The organism is Pseudomonas sp. NPDC089422, from assembly GCF_044749405.1.
GTDB lineage: Bacteria > Pseudomonadota > Gammaproteobacteria > Pseudomonadales > Pseudomonadaceae > Aquipseudomonas.
Genome location: NZ_JBIVHW010000002.1, coordinates 319,511 through 336,735 on the forward strand (window position 1 = coordinate 319,511; position 17,225 = coordinate 336,735).

Annotated in this window: 17 protein-coding genes; 10 read left to right on the forward strand and 7 right to left on the reverse strand. The window is 62.8% G+C overall.

Annotated elements, in window-relative coordinates:
• Positions 1–177: 177 nt before the first annotated feature.
• Entirely contained in the window at positions 178–579 is a 402-nt protein-coding gene (locus ACIPZ8_RS05120; RefSeq protein WP_012274534.1) for an acyl-CoA thioesterase, read from the forward strand.
• A gap of 32 nt (positions 580–611) precedes the next feature.
• Here the strand turns inward: ACIPZ8_RS05120 and ACIPZ8_RS05125 are convergent, their stop codons facing one another.
• Positions 612–1,847: a cation:proton antiporter gene (locus tag ACIPZ8_RS05125; protein WP_400720133.1), complete on the reverse strand. Its 1,236-nt coding sequence runs from the start codon at positions 1,845–1,847 to the stop codon at positions 612–614.
• Between the two features lie 142 nt (positions 1,848–1,989).
• A complete protein-coding gene (locus ACIPZ8_RS05130; protein WP_400720135.1) occupies positions 1,990–2,805 on the reverse strand; it encodes a DUF3800 domain-containing protein in 816 nt (271 codons plus the stop codon).
• Positions 2,806–3,167: 362 nt separating this feature from the next.
• Here ACIPZ8_RS05130 and ACIPZ8_RS05135 point away from each other — a divergent pair, with 362 nt between their 5' ends.
• Together ACIPZ8_RS05135 and ACIPZ8_RS05140 are read left to right on the forward strand one after the other, a co-directional pair.
• Entirely contained in the window at positions 3,168–4,001 is an 834-nt protein-coding gene (locus ACIPZ8_RS05135) for an EamA family transporter (protein ID WP_400720137.1), read from the forward strand.
• A 28-nt stretch (positions 4,002–4,029) separates the two neighbouring features.
• Positions 4,030–4,416 carry an MAPEG family protein gene (locus tag ACIPZ8_RS05140; protein WP_159412387.1) on the forward strand — a complete coding sequence of 129 codons (387 nt, stop codon included), beginning with the start codon at positions 4,030–4,032 and terminating at the stop codon, positions 4,414–4,416.
• 24 nt (positions 4,417–4,440) lie between these two features.
• On the opposite strand, the gene ACIPZ8_RS05145 is transcribed toward ACIPZ8_RS05140, so the two are convergent.
• Positions 4,441–5,592 carry a murein transglycosylase A gene (locus ACIPZ8_RS05145; protein WP_400720139.1) on the reverse strand — a complete coding sequence of 384 codons (1,152 nt, stop codon included), beginning with the start codon at positions 5,590–5,592 and terminating at the stop codon, positions 4,441–4,443.
• Between the two features lie 119 nt (positions 5,593–5,711).
• Here ACIPZ8_RS05145 and ACIPZ8_RS05150 point away from each other — a divergent pair, with 119 nt between their 5' ends.
• Positions 5,712–6,158, forward strand: a complete 447-nt coding sequence (locus ACIPZ8_RS05150; RefSeq protein ID WP_400720141.1) for a c-type cytochrome — start codon at positions 5,712–5,714, stop codon at positions 6,156–6,158.
• 47 nt (positions 6,159–6,205) lie between these two features.
• On the opposite strand, the gene ACIPZ8_RS05155 is transcribed toward ACIPZ8_RS05150, so the two are convergent.
• The 4 genes from ACIPZ8_RS05155 to ACIPZ8_RS05170 form a co-directional block, all read right to left on the reverse strand.
• The gene (locus tag ACIPZ8_RS05155) at positions 6,206–6,598 is read right to left on the reverse strand and encodes a DUF1090 domain-containing protein (protein WP_400720143.1); all 393 of its coding nucleotides are present in this window, start codon (positions 6,596–6,598) and stop codon (positions 6,206–6,208) included.
• Between the two features lie 131 nt (positions 6,599–6,729).
• Positions 6,730–8,421 (reverse strand): NAD-dependent DNA ligase LigB, encoded by a 1,692-nt coding sequence (ligB, locus tag ACIPZ8_RS05160; protein ID WP_400720145.1) that lies wholly within the window; start codon positions 8,419–8,421, stop codon positions 6,730–6,732.
• Between the two features lie 144 nt (positions 8,422–8,565).
• Positions 8,566–9,756 (reverse strand): methionine adenosyltransferase, encoded by a 1,191-nt coding sequence (gene metK, locus ACIPZ8_RS05165; protein ID WP_400720147.1) that lies wholly within the window; start codon positions 9,754–9,756, stop codon positions 8,566–8,568.
• Between the two features lie 19 nt (positions 9,757–9,775).
• Positions 9,776–10,768: an ArsR/SmtB family transcription factor gene (locus ACIPZ8_RS05170; RefSeq protein WP_400720149.1), complete on the reverse strand. Its 993-nt coding sequence runs from the start codon at positions 10,766–10,768 to the stop codon at positions 9,776–9,778.
• A gap of 226 nt (positions 10,769–10,994) precedes the next feature.
• Here ACIPZ8_RS05170 and tkt point away from each other — a divergent pair, with 226 nt between their 5' ends.
• From tkt to fba, 6 genes are all read left to right on the forward strand, one after another.
• Entirely contained in the window at positions 10,995–12,992 is a 1,998-nt protein-coding gene (gene tkt, locus ACIPZ8_RS05175; protein ID WP_400720151.1) for a transketolase, read from the forward strand.
• 151 nt (positions 12,993–13,143) lie between these two features.
• The gene (gene epd / locus ACIPZ8_RS05180) at positions 13,144–14,205 is read left to right on the forward strand and encodes an erythrose-4-phosphate dehydrogenase (protein WP_400720153.1); all 1,062 of its coding nucleotides are present in this window, start codon (positions 13,144–13,146) and stop codon (positions 14,203–14,205) included.
• A 12-nt stretch (positions 14,206–14,217) separates the two neighbouring features.
• Positions 14,218–15,381: a phosphoglycerate kinase gene (locus ACIPZ8_RS05185; RefSeq protein WP_400720155.1), complete on the forward strand. Its 1,164-nt coding sequence runs from the start codon at positions 14,218–14,220 to the stop codon at positions 15,379–15,381.
• Positions 15,382–15,413: 32 nt separating this feature from the next.
• Positions 15,414–15,632 carry a hypothetical protein gene (locus ACIPZ8_RS05190; RefSeq protein ID WP_400720157.1) on the forward strand — a complete coding sequence of 73 codons (219 nt, stop codon included), beginning with the start codon at positions 15,414–15,416 and terminating at the stop codon, positions 15,630–15,632.
• Positions 15,633–15,708: 76 nt separating this feature from the next.
• Positions 15,709–16,038, forward strand: coding sequence for an MliC family protein (locus ACIPZ8_RS05195; RefSeq protein WP_400720159.1), 330 nt, complete (start codon positions 15,709–15,711; stop codon positions 16,036–16,038).
• A gap of 100 nt (positions 16,039–16,138) precedes the next feature.
• Positions 16,139–17,203: a class II fructose-bisphosphate aldolase gene (fba, locus tag ACIPZ8_RS05200; protein WP_008093958.1), complete on the forward strand. Its 1,065-nt coding sequence runs from the start codon at positions 16,139–16,141 to the stop codon at positions 17,201–17,203.
• The last annotated feature ends 22 nt before the right edge of the window (positions 17,204–17,225 follow it).

The window sequence follows — 17,225 nt, forward strand, 5'->3', positions numbered from 1 at the left end:
TGGCGGGATGGCCGCCACTGCGGGCAGCCATGAGAACGGCTGCGATTATAGCCGTGGCTGTGTGACACACCCAAGGCTTTCTGTCGATTTATCGCGACGATAGTCGATGTTCAATGGAGCGCTGGCGGCCGCTCTGCCATCATTGCTTCACGTTAGCCAAGCAGGTCAGGAGTAAAGATGAACTTTCACACCCGCAAATGGGTAAAACCCGAAGACCTCAACCCCAACGGTACGCTGTTCGGCGGCAGCCTGCTGCGCTGGATCGACGAAGAAGCGGCAATCTATGCCATCGTCCAGCTGGGCAACCAGCGCGTGGTGACCAAGTACATGTCGGAGATCAATTTCGTCAGTGCCTCGCGCCAGGGCGACATCATCGAACTGGGCATCACCGCCACCGAGTTTGGCCGGACATCGATCACCCTCAAGTGCGAAGTGCGCAACAAGATCACCCGCAAGAGCATTCTGACGGTCGACAAGATGGTCTTCGTCAACCTGGGTGAAGACGGCTTGCCGGCGGCCCATGGGCGGACCGAGATCAAGTACGTTCAGGACCAGTTCCCGGACTCCGCAGTCGAGTGACGATTCGGGGCCGCGATGCGGCCCCGCAACCCTCAAGGCTGTGCGCTGACTTTGCGCACCACGCGGCCAATGCTCAAACCCTGCACCAGGATCGACGACAACACCACGATGTAGGTGATCGACAGCAGCAGGTCGCGTTCCGCGCCCAGTGGCAGCGACAGCGCAAGGGCCACCGATACCCCGCCACGCAGGCCACCCCAGGTCAGTACCCGTACGGTACCTTTCGGTACCGGCCGCCAGCGCCGCAACAGCACGATCGCAGGCGCCACGGTCAGCAGCCGCGACAGCAGTACCGCCAGTGCCAGCACGCCACCCGCTGCCAGGTGCAGCCAGTTGAATGGCAGCAGCAACAGCTCCAGGCCGATCAGGGCGAACAGCAAGGCATTGAGCATGTCGTCGATCAATTCCCAGAAACCGTCCATGTAGCGGCGGGTCATGTCGTTCATTGCCAGGTTACGGCCCAGGTTGCCGATGATCAGGCCCGCGACCACCATGGCGATCGGCGCCGAAACATGCAGCTCGTAGCACATCGCCGAACCACCGATCACCAGCGCCAGGGTCAACATGACCTCGACCTGGTACTGCTCGACGCTCTTGATCATGCGGTAGGTGGCATAGCCGATCACGCCGCCGAACAGCACGCCGCCGATGGCTTCACGGGCGAACAGGATGGCGGTGTCGGAGACGCTCGGCGTTTCACCTAGCTGGATGATGCCCAGCAGTACGGTGAACACCACGACCGCGGTACCGTCGTTGAACAACGATTCGCCGACGATGGTGGTTTTCAGCGGTTTCGATGCATTTGCCGTACGCAAGGCGCCGAGTACTGCAATGGGGTCGGTAGGCGAAATCAGTGCGCCGAACAGCAGGCAGTAAATCAGCGGTACTTGCCAGCCGAACATGGCGAAGACCCAGTGCGACAGGTAGCCAATGACTACCGTTGCAATGAGTACGCCTATCGTCGCCAGCAGGCCGATCGGCCAGCGATAGCTGCGCAGGTCGCTGAGGTTGACGTGCAGTGCGCCGGCGAACAGCAGGAAGGCCAGCATCCAGTGCATCAGCAGGTCGTTGAAATCGATCTGGTTCATCAAGCCTTCGACGCGTTCCTCCAGGCCAGGGAAGCCGATCAGGCTCAGGCCCTGCAGCATCAGGGAGAACAGCAACGCCGTAACCATCACGCCGATGGCGGGTGGCAGGCCGATGAAGCGGTAATTTACATAGGTGAGGAGGGTGGTGAGGCAGATAAACGCGGCAACTAGTTCAAGCATCCCGAATCCTGTGACAGTGGCTTCCAAGTCGTTACCCGGATGGCTCGGGCAGTTCTTTGATGATCTGGCGAGGGGCTCGGGACACACTTTTTGACTGTGCAGGTAGACAGCGTATCCGTTGCGAGGTTTCCTGCATGTGGCTTTAGGCCTCTGTTCTTGCCGTTGCGCGCTTGCCGACCGGCAACATGACGGGATGACGCTGCAAGCCTGAGCCCGGCAGGGCGGCTTCTGCGATTCGGGCTGAGAAATATCTGTCGAAAGGCTCCCAGTCCGGATACTCCTCAGGCGAAACAGACATTGCCATCAACCGCCCCACCAGGCCGCAGATCCAGTCTGCGCATTGCAGTGTCTGGAACAGGTGACTTTCGCCCTGCAGGGGAGGCTCTATCAGGCTTCGACATTTCTCAGTGGCATCTTCGAACATCGCCAGGGTGCAGGCTTCCACATTTTGTTCTCGCCATTCATTGCCAGCGCGCTGTTCATCTAGAAGGAGCATGAAGGTCGAGGCGGACGGCGTGCAGTAGCGATCGATTATTCTTATTGCGTGCAGCAGTTGGCGTTTGAATGTATCCGTCGCGTCGTGCTGCTCGGCCGGCCCGGTCTTGTGCTCACCGGCATAGATGACATACCCACCAATCTTCCTAATGCGGGTGAGCAGGCGAAACGTTGCCTGCCTTAATGATCGGTATTGCGTGACGTTACGTGTCGTGAAGAGTTTGGAGCCTTTCTTTTCCCACTGATAGGCGGGGAGGCTCCTGGGATTTTCATGGCTTATGTCCCAGGCAAGTAACTGGCATTTCAATTGATAGAAGAAGATGGCGAACTCTCGCACTTCTGCAGCTGGCAGAAGAATCCCACCCAGGCCGAGCACGGGGCTGGTCTTGAAGTGGCTGTGTGTACGCGAGATGTATTGCCCGACATGGCCGAATTCGTCGAGGTAGGCCACAAAGTGAGTCATAAATTCCGGGTTTCCTTGCCCCCAGAAACACGAAAGCCCGCTTGCTTGCGCATCGCGGGCCTCGGAAGGTAGGCACGGTTTACCCCATGCGTTACGGCGATCCTAAACCTGCGAGTGTTGATGCGTCAATCGTGTTTCGTAATTGGGTGTGTATTCGTAGTGCTGGCTGCCATCAGGTACAGCGCGAGCGTCCAGCTGCATGCGGTGCGGCCCGTGATGAGTGTATTGAATGAAGCGATGAGAAACGGTTTTCTGAGAGGGCTGAAACTTCTACTGAACTTGTAGTCTTTTTCCGTAGCGGGCCTCTGCCCCGAGGTATAGTGCTGCGAACTCATTTGAATCCAAGGCAAGGACTCTCTCGCGTGCTGGCAACTTCTCTGGTATTGGTCGCCGCCCTGCTGCACGCGACCTGGAACACCCTGATCAAATTCAGCGCCGAGCGCTTGCTGGTGATCGCCAGCATGGACGTCGTGGCGTTGCTGTTTGCCTTGTGCGCCGTGGCCTTCACTGACTTCCCGCCCGCCGAGATCTGGCCTTGGCTGCTGGCTTCGGCGCTGGCCGAGCAGTTGTACCGGTTCCTGCTGATCCAGGCCTATCGGGTCGGTGATCTGGGGCTGGTCTATCCTCTGATGCGCGGCCTGTCACCGTTGGTGGTACTGGGGCTGACACTGGCGTTTGCCGGCGAGTCGCTCAGCTCGCAGCAGATCATCGGCATCCTGCTGATCCCTTGTGGCATGGCGTGCCTGTTGTGGCAGGGCGGCGGCGGTGACCGCTTGCCGTGGTCGATGCTGCCGGTGGTTGCGCTGATCGGCCTGTGTATCGGTTGCTACACCTGGTTCGATGGCCAGGCGGTGCGGTTGTGGGGTAAGCCCTGGGACTACCTGGTGTGGTTGACGCTGCTCAGTGCCTGGCCATTCCCGTTGCTGGCCAGCGTGGCGCGGCGGGCGCCATTCGTGCTGTTCTGGCGCACACAATGGCGCCTGGGGCTGGCGGTGGGCTTTTGCGTGCTGTTCAGTTATGCACTGGTGCTGTGGGCCATGCACCTGGGCTCGGTGGCCGAAGCGGCGGCCCTGCGCGAGCTGAGTGTGATCCTGGTTGTACTGCTGGGTATGCGCTACCTCAAAGAACCTTTTGGCGGGCCGAGACTCCTAGCTTGCGGGCTGGTCCTGGCAGGCATGCTGGTGATGAAGCTCTGACCTCACGATCGAACAAGGAGTCCTGTCCATGACCGTTGCCCTGTGGTGCATTCTCATCGCGTTGTTTCTGGCGCCGCTTTGCGCATTGATTGCCAAGGTGTCGAGCGGGCGCTTCGGCCTCAAAGACAACCACGACCCGCGTGCCTTCCTCGACACGCTGTCGGGCTTGCCGCGCCGTGCGCATGCCGCCCAGCAGAATAGCTACGAGGCGTTTCCGGCATTTGCGGCGGCGGTGCTGGTGGCCGATATCGTCGGCAATGCCGAGCAGGTGACCCAGGATGTGCTGGGTGTGATGTATATCACCAGTCGCCTGCTCTATATCATCTGCTATCTCGCGGACTGGGCGGCGCTGCGTTCGCTGGTGTGGTTTGCCGGGATGGCGTTGATCGTGGCGTTCTTCGTGGTCTCCATCTGAGACCACGAACTGCTCAACGCCGGATCAGAGGACTTTGGGCACCTCTGGCAGCGGCTTGCCCTTGGGCCACAGCATCCAGATCTGCCCCTGCTGCTTCATGTTCCCCGCCAGCTCGCCGGCTTGCGGCCCGGTCCCCCAGAACAGGTCCGCGCGCACTTCGCCAGCGATGGCACCGCCGGTATCCTGGGCGCCCACCGGGCGTACCACCGGCGTGCCGTCGGGGCGTGTAGTCGACAGCCACAGCAGGCTGCCCAGCGGAATCACCTTGCGGTCGATGGCCACGCTATATCCAGCGGTCAGCGGCACGTTCAGCGAGCCGCGCGGCCCTTCGTTGCTGTCCGGGCGGGCACTGAAGAACACATAGCTAGGGTTGCTGGCCAGCAGTTCCGGCACGCGCTGCGGGTTGGCCATGGCCCAGGCGTGGATGCTGCCCATGGTCACGTCTTCTTTTTTCAACTGGCCTTGCTCCACCAGCCAGCGGCCGATTGGCCGGTAGGGGTGGCCGTTCTGGTCGGCATAGCCGAGCCGCAGCTGACGGCCATCTTCCAGCTGGATTCTGCCTGAGCCCTGGATCTGCAGGAACTGCAGGTCCATCGGGTCGGTCAGCCAGGCCAGCACGGGCGCCTTGACGCCATCGCGGCTGATCACCTCGGCAGTGTCATAGGGTTTGAGCACGCGACCGTCCAGGCGACCACGCAGGCGCTTGCCCTTGAGTTCGGGGTACACGCTGGCCAGGTCGACCACGATCATGTCTTCGGGTACGCCATAAACTGCCACGTGCGCCGCTTCGGTGCGCTTCAGGCTGCCGGGGTAGACCGGTTCGTAGTAGCCGGTGATCAGGCCGTTGGCGTTGTTATCGGCGGAACGCAGGCCATACACCTGCAGGTTCTGCTCGAGGAAGGTGCGCACCTGGGTGGCGCTCGCCGTGTCGCTGCCGGCTGCTTCGCAGGTGGCGGCCCACACCGGGTCGCGTTTGAGTTTCTCGCAGCCGCTGCGCCAGGCATGGAAGCCGGCCAGCAGGTCTTCATCGCTGACCGCGGGCAGGTCTTTCCAGGTGGCCGGGGCATAGGTGGCGATGGCATGCGGCTCGGGCTTGGCGTTTTCGCCGCCGTTGCAGCCGGCCAGCAAGGCGAGTGCCGGGAGTGTCCAGGCCAGATGGCGCAGGGCAGATTTCATCAATGGGTACCTGTGGCTGGCGAACATGAAGATTCGCCCTTGTGTTTTATGTGGCTATTGGTCTTTGCCTGGCAGGCGGCGATACTGGCCGCCCCTTTGCGTAGGCTGAAGTGACCGTGATGTTCAAGCGATTGACCGTAGTACTGCTTGCTGCCCTTGTCCTGACCGCCTGTGACCGGGTCGACCCCAACTCGCCGCTGGGCAAGCGCAAGGCAATCTTCAAGGACATGCTCAAGACCAGCGAAGACATGGGCGGCATGTTGCGCGGCCGGTTGCCCTTCGACGGGGTGAAGTTCGCCGACGGCGCGTTGAAGCTCGATGGCCTGGCCCACGCGCCGTGGCAGCATTTTCCTCAGGTGCGGGATGAGGGCGACAGCAGCGCACGGCCGGAGGTGTGGGAGCGGCAGGCGCGTTTCCATGACCTTGCCCGGCAACTGGAGGGCGTGACCGGCGAGTTGGTCGACGTGACGCGGACCCAGCCGTTGGACGCGGCGCAATTGAAGGCACCGATGGACAAGGTCGAGGCGGCATGCAAGGCCTGTCATGAAGAGTTTCGCAATCACTGAGCTGGCAGGCTCTTGTGGGAGTGGTCGTCCCGCAAGAGCCTGCCAGGTTAGCGCTCGAGTTCGTCCACTGCTTCCTGCAGCTCCTTCTTCGCCTCGGCCAGCTTGTCCTTGCGCTTGTTGATCTTCTCTGCATCGCCCTTTTTCATGGCCTTTTCCAGGTCCTTGGTGCGCTGGCTCACTTCGTGACGAGCATCGAGCACTTTCTGCTCGCGCTCTTTGCGCAGGCTGGCGTCGGTGCAATTGTCAACGCCACGCAGTGCTTCCTCGAGCCCTGCCACCTGATCGCTGTTGCCGTGGTCGCGGGCGATTTTCAGCTGGTTCTCGATGGCGCTGCGTTTGGCGGCGCAACCGGTCAGGCCTTCTTCGGGTTGGGCGGCTTGGGCGACGCCGGCAGCGAGACCAAGCGTGGTCAGCAGTGCCAGGGTGGAAATCAATTTCATCAAAGCCTCCTTGAGGGGGCGGGGCAGCAAAAGATGGGGCAAATCCTGCCTTGCTTTTGACGATTTAGGAACCCTTGTTGGATTTTTCTGGAACAATCCAGACGGATCCCTACAAAAGATTTTGTTAAAACTCATTGCCTCGCACCGGGGGGCGCGGCAGGAAACCCCTGGATGCTGCTTTCACTCAACTGTTGTGCCAGGGCCTGCACAGGCTCGGCCGCAAAAAAAGCTTGTAGCTGACTGGCGCGGGTTGCGCCAATGCCGGGCAAGGCTTGCCAGTCAGTGGCCGAGCGCCGGGCGAGGGTTGCCCAGTCGCCCTCGAGTGGCAGGTTGCGTGGTATCGGCACGCCAAGACCGCTGATCCACTGGGCGAAAGGCCTGGTTCGGCCAACCTCGAAGCTTCGTTGCAAACGCCTGGCGCTGGTATCGCTGATGCCAGGCAACTGGGCCAGTCGCTCGGCATCCAGCACCAGCCAGTCGGTCAGCGACGTTACCAGCCCGGCCTGTACCAGCCGTCGCCAAGTGCCGGGCCCGGTGCCCGGCATGGCCAGGCCGTGTTTGCCACTGAGCCAGGTGAGGCGCGCGATGAACTGCTCTTCGCAGTTTTCACCCGCCTGCCAGCACGTCAAGGCGCCGTATTGATCCAGCGCAGGAACCGTCAAGCCCTGGCGCTCGGTGGCGCGGTGCACAACCTGCTCGAAGCGTGGGATGGTCAGCCCCGCCAGGCTGATGGCTACCTGATCTCCTGGGCGAACATCGAGTGCCTGCCAGCGGGCCAGGGAGCCCAGGCTCACCTGGGTAACACGGCGGTCGTCCAGTTGCACCGGCTGCAGCTTCAGGACTGGTGTGATTCGGCCCGTGCGGCCGATGCGAAACTGCACGTCACGCACTTCGCTCAACACCTGAGCAAAGGGATGCTTCCAGGCGGCGATCCAGTAAGGTGCATTGCTTTGCCAGCGTTCGGCGGGTGGCCGTGTGTTCTGGCGCAGGATCACGCCATCCGTCGCGAAGGGCAGGGCAGAGCGGTACCAGTGCTGGCGCCAGTGTGCAGCTTCGACAGCGCTGCCAATGGCCACGCTGTAACGCTGGCTGTCGGGGAAGCCCAGTGCCGCCAGCTGAGCCACACGCTCGCCCTGATCGCTTGGCCCTTGCGGCCAGTCCCAGACAAACAGCGCAATGCCTGCGCCTTGTTCGCGGGCCAGTTGCTTGCGCGCCAACAGCCCCGCGACGGTGGCGCGAGCGTTGACGCTACCATTCTGCGCTTGCACATGGTCACCCAGGCGTAGGTACAGCTCCCCTTGCAGGATCAGGTCCAGCGGGTTGGGCAGCTGCCGATTGATGCCTTCCAGTGCCTCGATATGCCGGCTCCAGTCATGCCCCTGGTTGCCGTCACCCCGGCTGAGCAGCTGGACCAGCCGGCCTTGGCGATAGACCAGCGTCACCGCGACGCCATCGACCTTCGGTTGCAGCCAGACACCTGTCTTGCCGGCCATCCATTGGCTCACGGCCTGTTCGTTCGAGAGCTTGTCGACGCCGGTGTGGCGGATCGGGTGGGCAATCGTCCCGCGTGCGCTGGCCAGCGAATCCAGCGCGTGCTCCAGGGCGAAACACCCTTGCAGGTGCAGCAGGCGTTGCCGGCTCTGGTCATAGACCTCATCGGGCACCAGCGACTCGCCCAGGCGATGGTAGTGGTCATCCCATTGGCTAACCGTCGCGCGCAGGCTGGTGACTTCTGCGCGAGCTCTTTCGGCTGACCAGATTGGGCAGTCAGCGGCTTGCGCGTTGAACGATAGATAGAGCAGGAACAGGAGCACAAACGGCATGGCCAGCATCCTTGCTTGGCAGGGGGAAACCTCAGCGTAGGCAACGGGAACGAGCGTTGCGCCGTGCAGTTGTCAGCCGATATGTCACAAAAAAAGCCCCTGCCGATCACTCGGCAGGGGCTTTCAGTTACCGCTGCAGGAAAATTACAGGCCGGCAGCGTCACGCAGCGCCTGGGCGCGGTCGGTGCGCTCCCAGGTGAAGGTGGTGAAGGTGTCGTCGCCGACAGTCTTCTGCTGTGGCTCACGGCCGAAGTGGCCGTAGGCTGCGGTTTCCTGATACATCGGGTGCAGCAGGTCGAGCATCTTGGTGATGGCGTACGGGCGCAGGTCGAAGCACTCGCGCACGATCTGGACGATCTTGTCGTCGGAAACCTTGCCGGTGCCGAAGGTGTTGATCGAGATGGAGGTCGGCTGGGCCACGCCGATGGCGTAGGACACCTGGATCTCGCAACGTTCGGCCAGGCCGGCGGCAACGATGTTCTTGGCCACGTAGCGGCCGGCGTAGGCGGCGGAACGGTCGACCTTGGACGGGTCCTTGCCGGAGAACGCGCCACCACCGTGTCGGGCCATGCCGCCGTAGGAGTCGACGATGATCTTGCGGCCGGTCAGGCCGCAGTCGCCCACCGGGCCACCGATGATGAAGTTGCCGGTCGGGTTGATGTGGAACTGGGTGCCCTTGTGCAGCAGCTCGGCCGGCAGGGTGTGCTTGACGATCAGCTCCATCACGGCTTCCTGCAGGTCTTTCTGCGAAACCTCAGGATTGTGCTGGGTCGACAGGACCACGGCATCGATACCGACGACCTTGCCGTTCTCGTAGCGGCAGGTGACTTGCGACTTGGCATCCGGGCGCAGCCACGGCAGCAGGCCGGACTTGCGCGCTTCGGCCTGGCGCTCGACCAGGCGGTGCGAGAAGCAGATGGGTGCTGGCATCAGCACGTCGGTTTCGTTGCTGGCGTAGCCGAACATCAGGCCCTGGTCACCCGCGCCCTGGTCTTCCGGCTTGGAGCGGTCGACGCCTTGGGCGATGTCCACCGACTGTTTGCCGATGATGTTCATCACGGCGCAGGTGGCGCCGTCGAAGCCAACGTCGGAGCTGTTGTAGCCGATGTCGATGATGACCTTGCGCACCAGCTCTTCCAGGTCGACCCAGGCGGAGGTGGTGACTTCGCCGGCGATGATGGCGACACCGGTCTTGACCAGGGTTTCGCACGCAACGCGGGCGTACTTGTCCTGGGCGATGATGGCATCAAGGACCGCGTCCGAAATCTGGTCGGCGATCTTGTCCGGATGCCCTTCGGACACGGACTCGGAGGTGAAAAGGGAGTATTCGCTCATCTCGACGGGTTCCTAAAATTTACCGATGGTGAGTGTCGCCAGCCGTCCGCTGAAAATGGCGGACCTGGATCTGGAAACCGTTACGCAAGCCCACATAGAGGCTATCCCCGGGGGCCAGCCCGGCTGCTGTGGCCCAACGGGCCAGGTCGTCCTGTTCGAAGCCGAGCCAGAGGTCGCCGCAGGCTTCCCGCGCCCAACCCTGGTCATGGCTGCACAGTTCGGTGACCAGCAGGCTGCCGCCTGCCTTCACCCGTTTGGCCAGCTGGCGCAGGGCCAGGGCCGGGTCGCTGAAATGGTGCAGGACCATGTTCAGCACAACGCAGTCGGCTTCCACATCCGTTGCACCCAGTGCATCGGCCAACTGCAGGTTTACGTTACCCAGACGCTCGCGCTCGCAGACCTGGCGCGCCAGCTCGAGCATGGTCGGGCTGTTGTCCAGGGCCGTGACCTGGGCGAAGCGCCGTGCCAGGTCCGGCAGGAAGCCGCCATCGCCGGGGCCGACTTCCAGCGCGCTGGCGGTCGACGCGAAGTTCAGCTTGTCGAGCAGCGCCAGCAGGCTTTCGCGGTACTGCGGCAAGCCAGCGATCAGGTCTTGCTGGGCGCGGAATTTTTCTTCCACGCGCAGGAAGAAGTCCTGGCTGGTGGCGGCGCGGCGTTGCTGCACCTGGGCGATGCGGGCCTGGACATCCTCTGGCAGGGTCAGGTCGTCGACCTCATCGAGCAGGGCCATGTGCAGGCGCCCGCCGAAGCGCTGGCCGTCGGGCAGGGCGCGGCGGTAGAAGATCGCATTGCCTTCGCGCCGCGTGGCCACCAGCTCGGCCTGGGCCAGCACCTTGAGGTGGTGGCTCATGCCCGACTGGCCGACGTCGAAGATCTGCGCCAGCTCCAGCACGCCGAACGAATCACTGGCCAGGGCGCGCAACACGTTCAGGCGCAGCTCATCGCCACTGGCCTTGCACAGGGCGGCCAGTGTGTCGCTTTGCTGAGGGATCGGTTGCGCACGGAGGTTCATGGGGCGGCAGTCTAGACAGGCAAGGCTGCCCCCGCAAGGTCAATATCAAAAAGTTTTGATATTGGCTGATGGGCGGGTGACCCTGGCGGTTTTTTCGCCGTTATGGAGGCCAATCACAGGAAAATCCCCCAACTGCGACCATCCGTCATTGCCCCCGGCCCCCGCAGTGGGCGAAAATGGCCGCCTTTTTCGTGACACCACCTATTCAAGCCCCAGGAGATAAGCGATGCCCAGCCGTCGTGAACGTGCCAACGCCATTCGTGCCCTCAGCATGGATGCCGTGCAAAAGGCCAACAGCGGCCACCCAGGTGCCCCCATGGGCATGGCGGATATCGCCGAAGTGCTTTGGCGCGACTACATGAAGCACAATCCGAGCAACCCGAGTTTCGCTGACCGTGACCGCTTCGTGCTGTCCAACGGCCACGGCTCGATGCTTATCTATTCGCTGCTGCACCTGACTGGCTACGATGTCACCATTGATGACATCAAAGGCTTCCGCCAGCTGCACAGCCGTACCCCGGGCCATCCGGAATACGGCTACACCCCAGGTGTCGAGACCACCACCGGCCCGCTCGGCCAAGGCATCGCCAACGCCGTGGGCTTCGCTCTGGCCGAGAAAGTGCTGGCTGCCCAGTTCAACCGTGAAGGCCACAACATCGTCGACCACAACACCTACGTGTTCCTCGGCGACGGCTGCATGATGGAAGGCATCTCCCACGAAGTCGCCTCGCTGGCCGGCACCCTCGGCCTGAACAAGCTGATCGCCTTCTACGATGACAACGGCATTTCCATCGACGGCGAAGTGCACGGCTGGTTCACCGACAATACCCCGGCGCGTTTCGAAGCCTACAACTGGCAAGTCATCCGTAACGTCAACGGCCATGATGCCGATGAAATCAAGATGGCCATCGACACCGCCCGCAAGAGCGACCGTCCGACCCTGATCTGCTGCAAGACCATCATCGGTTTCGGTTCGCCGAACAAGCAGGGCAAGGAAGACTGCCACGGCGCACCGCTGGGCAACGACGAAATCGCCCTGGCCCGCAAGGAACTGAACTGGAACCACGGTCCGTTCGAAATCCCGGCCGACATCTACGCCGAGTGGGATGCCAAGGCTGCCGGTGCCAAGGCCGAAGCCGACTGGAACCAGCGTTTCGACGCCTACGCCAAGGCCTACCCGGAGCTGGCTGCCGAGTTCAAGCGCCGTGACAGCGGCGAGCTGCCGGCCGACTTCAGCGAAAAGGCCCAGGCCTACATCAATGAAGTGGCTGCCAAAGGTGAAACCATCGCCAGCCGCAAGGCTAGCCAGAACGCGCTGAATGCCTTCGGCCCGATGCTGCCTGAGTTCCTCGGCGGTTCGGCTGACCTGGCCGGCTCCAACCTGACGCTGTGGAAAGGCTGCAAGGGCGTCGAGGCCAACGATGCCAGCGGCAACTACGTGTTCTACGGCGTGCGTGAGTTCGGCATGACCGCGATCATGAACGGCGTCGCCCTGCACGGTGGCCTGGTACCTTACGGCGCGACCTTCCTGATGTTCATGGAATACGCCCGCAATGCCGTGCGCATGTCGGCACTGATGAAGCAGCGCGTGATCCACGTCTACACCCACGACTCCATCGGCCTGGGCGAAGACGGCCCGACTCACCAGCCGATCGAGCAGCTGACCAGCCTGCGCAGCACGCCGAACCTGGACACCTGGCGCCCAGCCGACGCAGTCGAATCGGCCGTGTCCTGGAAAAACGCCCTGGAGCGCAAGGACGGCCCATCGGCGCTGATCTTCTCGCGCCAGAACCTGCAGCACCAGGAACGCGACGCCCAGCAGATCGCCGACATCAGCCGTGGTGGCTACGTGCTCAAGGACTGCGCGGGCGAGCCTGAGCTGATCCTGATTGCGACCGGTTCGGAAGTGGGCCTGGCCGTTCAGGCACAGGCCAAGCTGACCGAGCAGGGCCGCAAGGTGCGCGTGGTTTCCATGCCTTGCACCAGCGTGTTCGACGCCCAGGACGCTGCCTACAAGCAGTCGGTACTGCCGGTCGAAGTCGCTGCGCGCATCGCCATCGAAGCCGCCCACGCGGACTTCTGGTACAAGTACGTCGGCCTGGAAGGTCGTATCATCGGCATGACCACCTACGGTGAGTCGGCTCCGGCCGCTGCGCTGTTCGAGGAATTCGGCTTCACCCTGGAAAACATCCTGGGCACCGCCGAAGAACTGCTGGAAGACTGATACAGGCGTAAGACGAGGGCTTTGCCCTCGTTTCGCGGCACAAGGCCGCTCCTACAGGGTACTGCGCACGCCGTTCCTTGTAGGAGCGGCCTTGCGTCGCGATGGGCCGCAAGGCGGCCCCAACAGCCATCATGCGTTAGCGAGCCAACGAATGCCTCACCCGCGTCCCTACAAAGTTGCACTCAACGGTTACGGCCGCATCGGCCGCTGTGTCCTGCGCGCACTGTTCGAGCGGGGGGCAAAGGCCGGTTTCGAGATCGTTGCGTTGAACGACCTGGCCGATCAGGCCAGCATCGAATACCTGACACGCTTCGACTCCACCCACGGGCGGTTCCCCGGCGAGGTGAAGGTCGACGGCGACTGTCTGCACATCAATGGCGATTGCGTGAAAGTCATGCGCAGCGCTACGCCTGAAGGCATCGACTGGGCCGCCCTGGGCGTCGACCTGGTGCTGGAGTGCTCCGGTGTCTACCACACTCGCGCCGATGGCCAGCGCTTCCTCGATGCCGGTGCGCCGCGCGTATTGTTCTCGCAGCCCATGGCCAGCGAGGCCGACGTCGACGCCACCGTGGTCTATGGCATCAACCAGGATTGCCTGACCGGCAACGAGCAGCTGGTGTCCAACGCCTCCTGCACCACCAACTGCGGCGTACCGCTGCTGCGCGTGCTGGACCAGGCATTCGGCATCGAGTACGTGCAGATCACCACCATCCACTCGGCGATGAACGACCAGCCGGTGATCGATGCCTATCACCACGAAGACCTGCGCCGCACACGCTCGGCCTTCCAGTCGGTGATCCCGGTGTCCACTGGCCTGGCGCGCGGCATCGAGCGCCTGCTTCCGGAACTTGCCGGGCGAATTCAGGCCAAAGCGGTACGCGTGCCGACCGTCAACGTCTCGTGCCTGGACATTACCCTGCAGACCGCTCGCGATACCAGCGCGGCCGAAGTCAACCGGGTGTTGCGCGAGGCGGCGCAGAGCGGCCCGCTCAAAGGCCTGCTGGCCTATACCGAGCTGCCTCACGCCAGCTGTGATTTCAACCATGACCCGCATTCGGCCATCGTCGATGCCAGCCAGACCCGCGTCTCAGGCCCACGCCTGGTGAACCTGCTGGCTTGGTTCGACAACGAATGGGGGTTCGCCAACCGTATGCTCGACGTTGCCGAACACTATCTGCACGTCGTCCACCCAACCCGCAGCAAACAGCCCTGAAGGACTGCATTCATGACCGTGTTGAAGATGACCGACCTCGACCTGCAAGGTAAACGCGTACTGATCCGCGAAGACCTCAACGTACCTGTGAAGGACGGTGTGGTAGCCAGCGATGCGCGTATCCTGGCAGCGCTGCCGACCATCAAGCTGGCCCTGGAAAAGGGTGCGGCGGTAATGGTCTGCTCGCACCTGGGCCGCCCGACCGAAGGCGAGTTCTCTGCCGAGAACAGCCTCAAGCCGGTTGCCGATTACCTGAGCAAGGCCCTGGGCCGCGAAGTGCCACTGGTTGCCGACTATCTGGACGGCGTTCAGGTCAACGCGGGTGACCTGGTGCTGTTCGAGAACGTACGCTTCAACAAGGGCGAGAAGAAGAACGCCGACGAGCTGGCACAGAAGTACGCCGCCCTGTGCGACGTGTTCGTCATGGATGCTTTCGGCACCGCTCACCGCGCTGAAGGTTCCACCCATGGCGTTGCCAAGTTCGCCAAGGTCGCTGCCGCCGGCCCGCTGCTGGCAGCAGAACTGGATGCACTGGGCAAGGCCCTGAAAGCCCCGGCCAAGCCGATGGCGGCCATCGTCGCCGGCTCCAAGGTGTCGACCAAGCTGGACGTGCTGAACAGCCTGAGCAGCGTCTGCGACCAGCTGATCGTTGGTGGCGGCATTGCCAACACCTTCCTCGCCGCTGCCGGTCACCCGGTCGGCAAGTCGCTGTACGAGCCTGACCTGGTCGACACCGCCAAGGCTATCGCCGCCAAGGTCAGCGTGCCGCTGCCAGTCGACGTGGTGGTTGCCAAGGCCTTTGCCGAAGACGCCGAAGCCACCGTCAAGGCCATCGCCGACGTAGCCGCCGATGACATGATCCTGGATATCGGCCCGCAGACCGCAGCCAATTTCGCCGAGCTGCTGAAGTCGTCGAAGACCATCCTGTGGAACGGCCCGGTCGGCGTGTTCGAGTTCGACCAGTTCGGTAACGGCACCCAGGTGCTGGCCAAGGCCATTGCTGAGAGCGCCGCGTTCTCCATCGCCGGTGGTGGCGATACCCTGGCGGCCATCGACAAATATGGCGTCAGCAAGGAAATCTCCTACATTTCTACCGGTGGCGGTGCCTTCCTCGAGTTCGTCGAAGGCAAAGTGCTGCCCGCCGTGGCGATCCTGGAAGAGCGGGCAAAAGCCTGACAATGGCGGCGCCTGGCAAAGGGAGCGACCTGATGGTCAAGCAATTGCCTGTGATGATCCTGGCCGGCCTGCTGGGCGCTTGCTCCAGCGGTCCGTCCACGGATGCCGACCCGGCGCAGTCGCCCAAGGGCGGTTGCTACCAGTCCGAGTGGCAGGCCGAGACCGTGCCGGTCATCAGCAAGCGCGTCGGCCCGCAAGGCCTGGAAAAGTACGACGAAGAACACCAGCACCAGGCGCCGGGTTGCCCTTGACGAGAACGACCGAATCCAGCGTTTCGTCGGGGCAGGCAACCAAGCGGCCGCTGTGTGGTCATCTAGAGGATATGTAATGAAAGCGCTGCTGGCCTCGATGGCCCTGGCGACACTGGCAGGATGCTCGCTGATGCAGCCTGCGCCTTCCGCCCCGGCGGACAACTGGACCCGCTGGGTCTGTGACACCCAGGCCGAAGTGCTGTGGCGCTTCGCTGATGCACAACGGGACCAGGTAGACGTGCGCCTCGGCGGCGGTGACCAGGTCTATCGGCTCAAGGCCGAGCCGGGCGGCTCTGGCGCGCTGTACAGCGATGGCGTGCTGGCCTTCCACACCAAGGGCGATGAAGGCCTGGTGTACTGGGTGGCAACCAACGATCTGATTGGGCGGGGCTGCAAGGCACCGTGACTGGCCGGGCCGCACAGGCGGCCCACACTACTTGAACAGCAACCGCCCCTGCGGCAGGCTTGCACGAAACAAACGACGCTTGTCGGGAGAGAGATACACAATGGCACTCATTAGCATGCGCCAGATGCTGGACCACGCCGCCGAGTTCGGTTACGGCGTTCCGGCTTTCAACGTCAACAACCTCGAGCAGATGCGCGCCATCATGGAAGCGGCCGACAAGACCGACTCCCCGGTGATCGTCCAGGCTTCGGCCGGTGCCCGCAAGTACGCCGGTGCCCCGTTCCTGCGCCACCTGATCCTGGCCGCCATCGAAGAGTTCCCGCACATCCCGGTGTGCATGCACCAGGACCACGGCACCAGCCCTGACGTCTGCCAGCGCTCGATCCAGCTGGGCTTCAGCTCGGTAATGATGGACGGTTCGCTGGGTGAAGACGGCAAGACCCCGACCGACTACGAATACAACGTCCGCGTTACCCAGCAGACCGTGGCCATGGCCCACGCCTGCGGCGTTTCGGTGGAAGGCGAGCTGGGCTGCCTGGGTTCGCTGGAAACCGGCATGGCCGGTGAAGAAGACGGCATCGGTGCCGAAGGCGTGCTGGATCACAGCCAGATGCTGACCGACCCGGAAGAGGCCGCCGACTTCGTCAAGAAGACCCAGGTCGACGCCCTGGCCATCGCCATCGGCACCAGCCACGGTGCCTACAAGTTCACCAAGCCGCCTACCGGTGACGTGCTGGCCATCGACCGCATCAAGGAAATCCACAAGCGCATCCCTAACACCCACCTGGTGATGCACGGTTCTTCCTCGGTACCGCAAGAGTGGCTGGCGATCATCAACCAGTACGGCGGCGACATCAAAGAGACCTACGGCGTACCGGTCGAAGAGATCGTCGAAGGCATCAAGCACGGCGTGCGCAAGGTCAACATCGACACCGACCTGCGCCTGGCATCCACCGGTGCCATGCGTCGCCTGATGGCACAGAACCCGAGCGAGTTCGACCCGCGCAAGTTCTTCGGTGAAACCGTGAAAGCCATGCGTGACGTGTGCATCGCCCGTTACGAAGCGTTCGGCACCGCCGGCAATGCCTCGAAGATCAAGCCGATCTCCCTGGAAGGCATGTTCCAGCGCTATCTGAAGGGTGAGCTGGCCGCCAAGGTCAACTGATCCACAGGTGCAGTCATGAAAA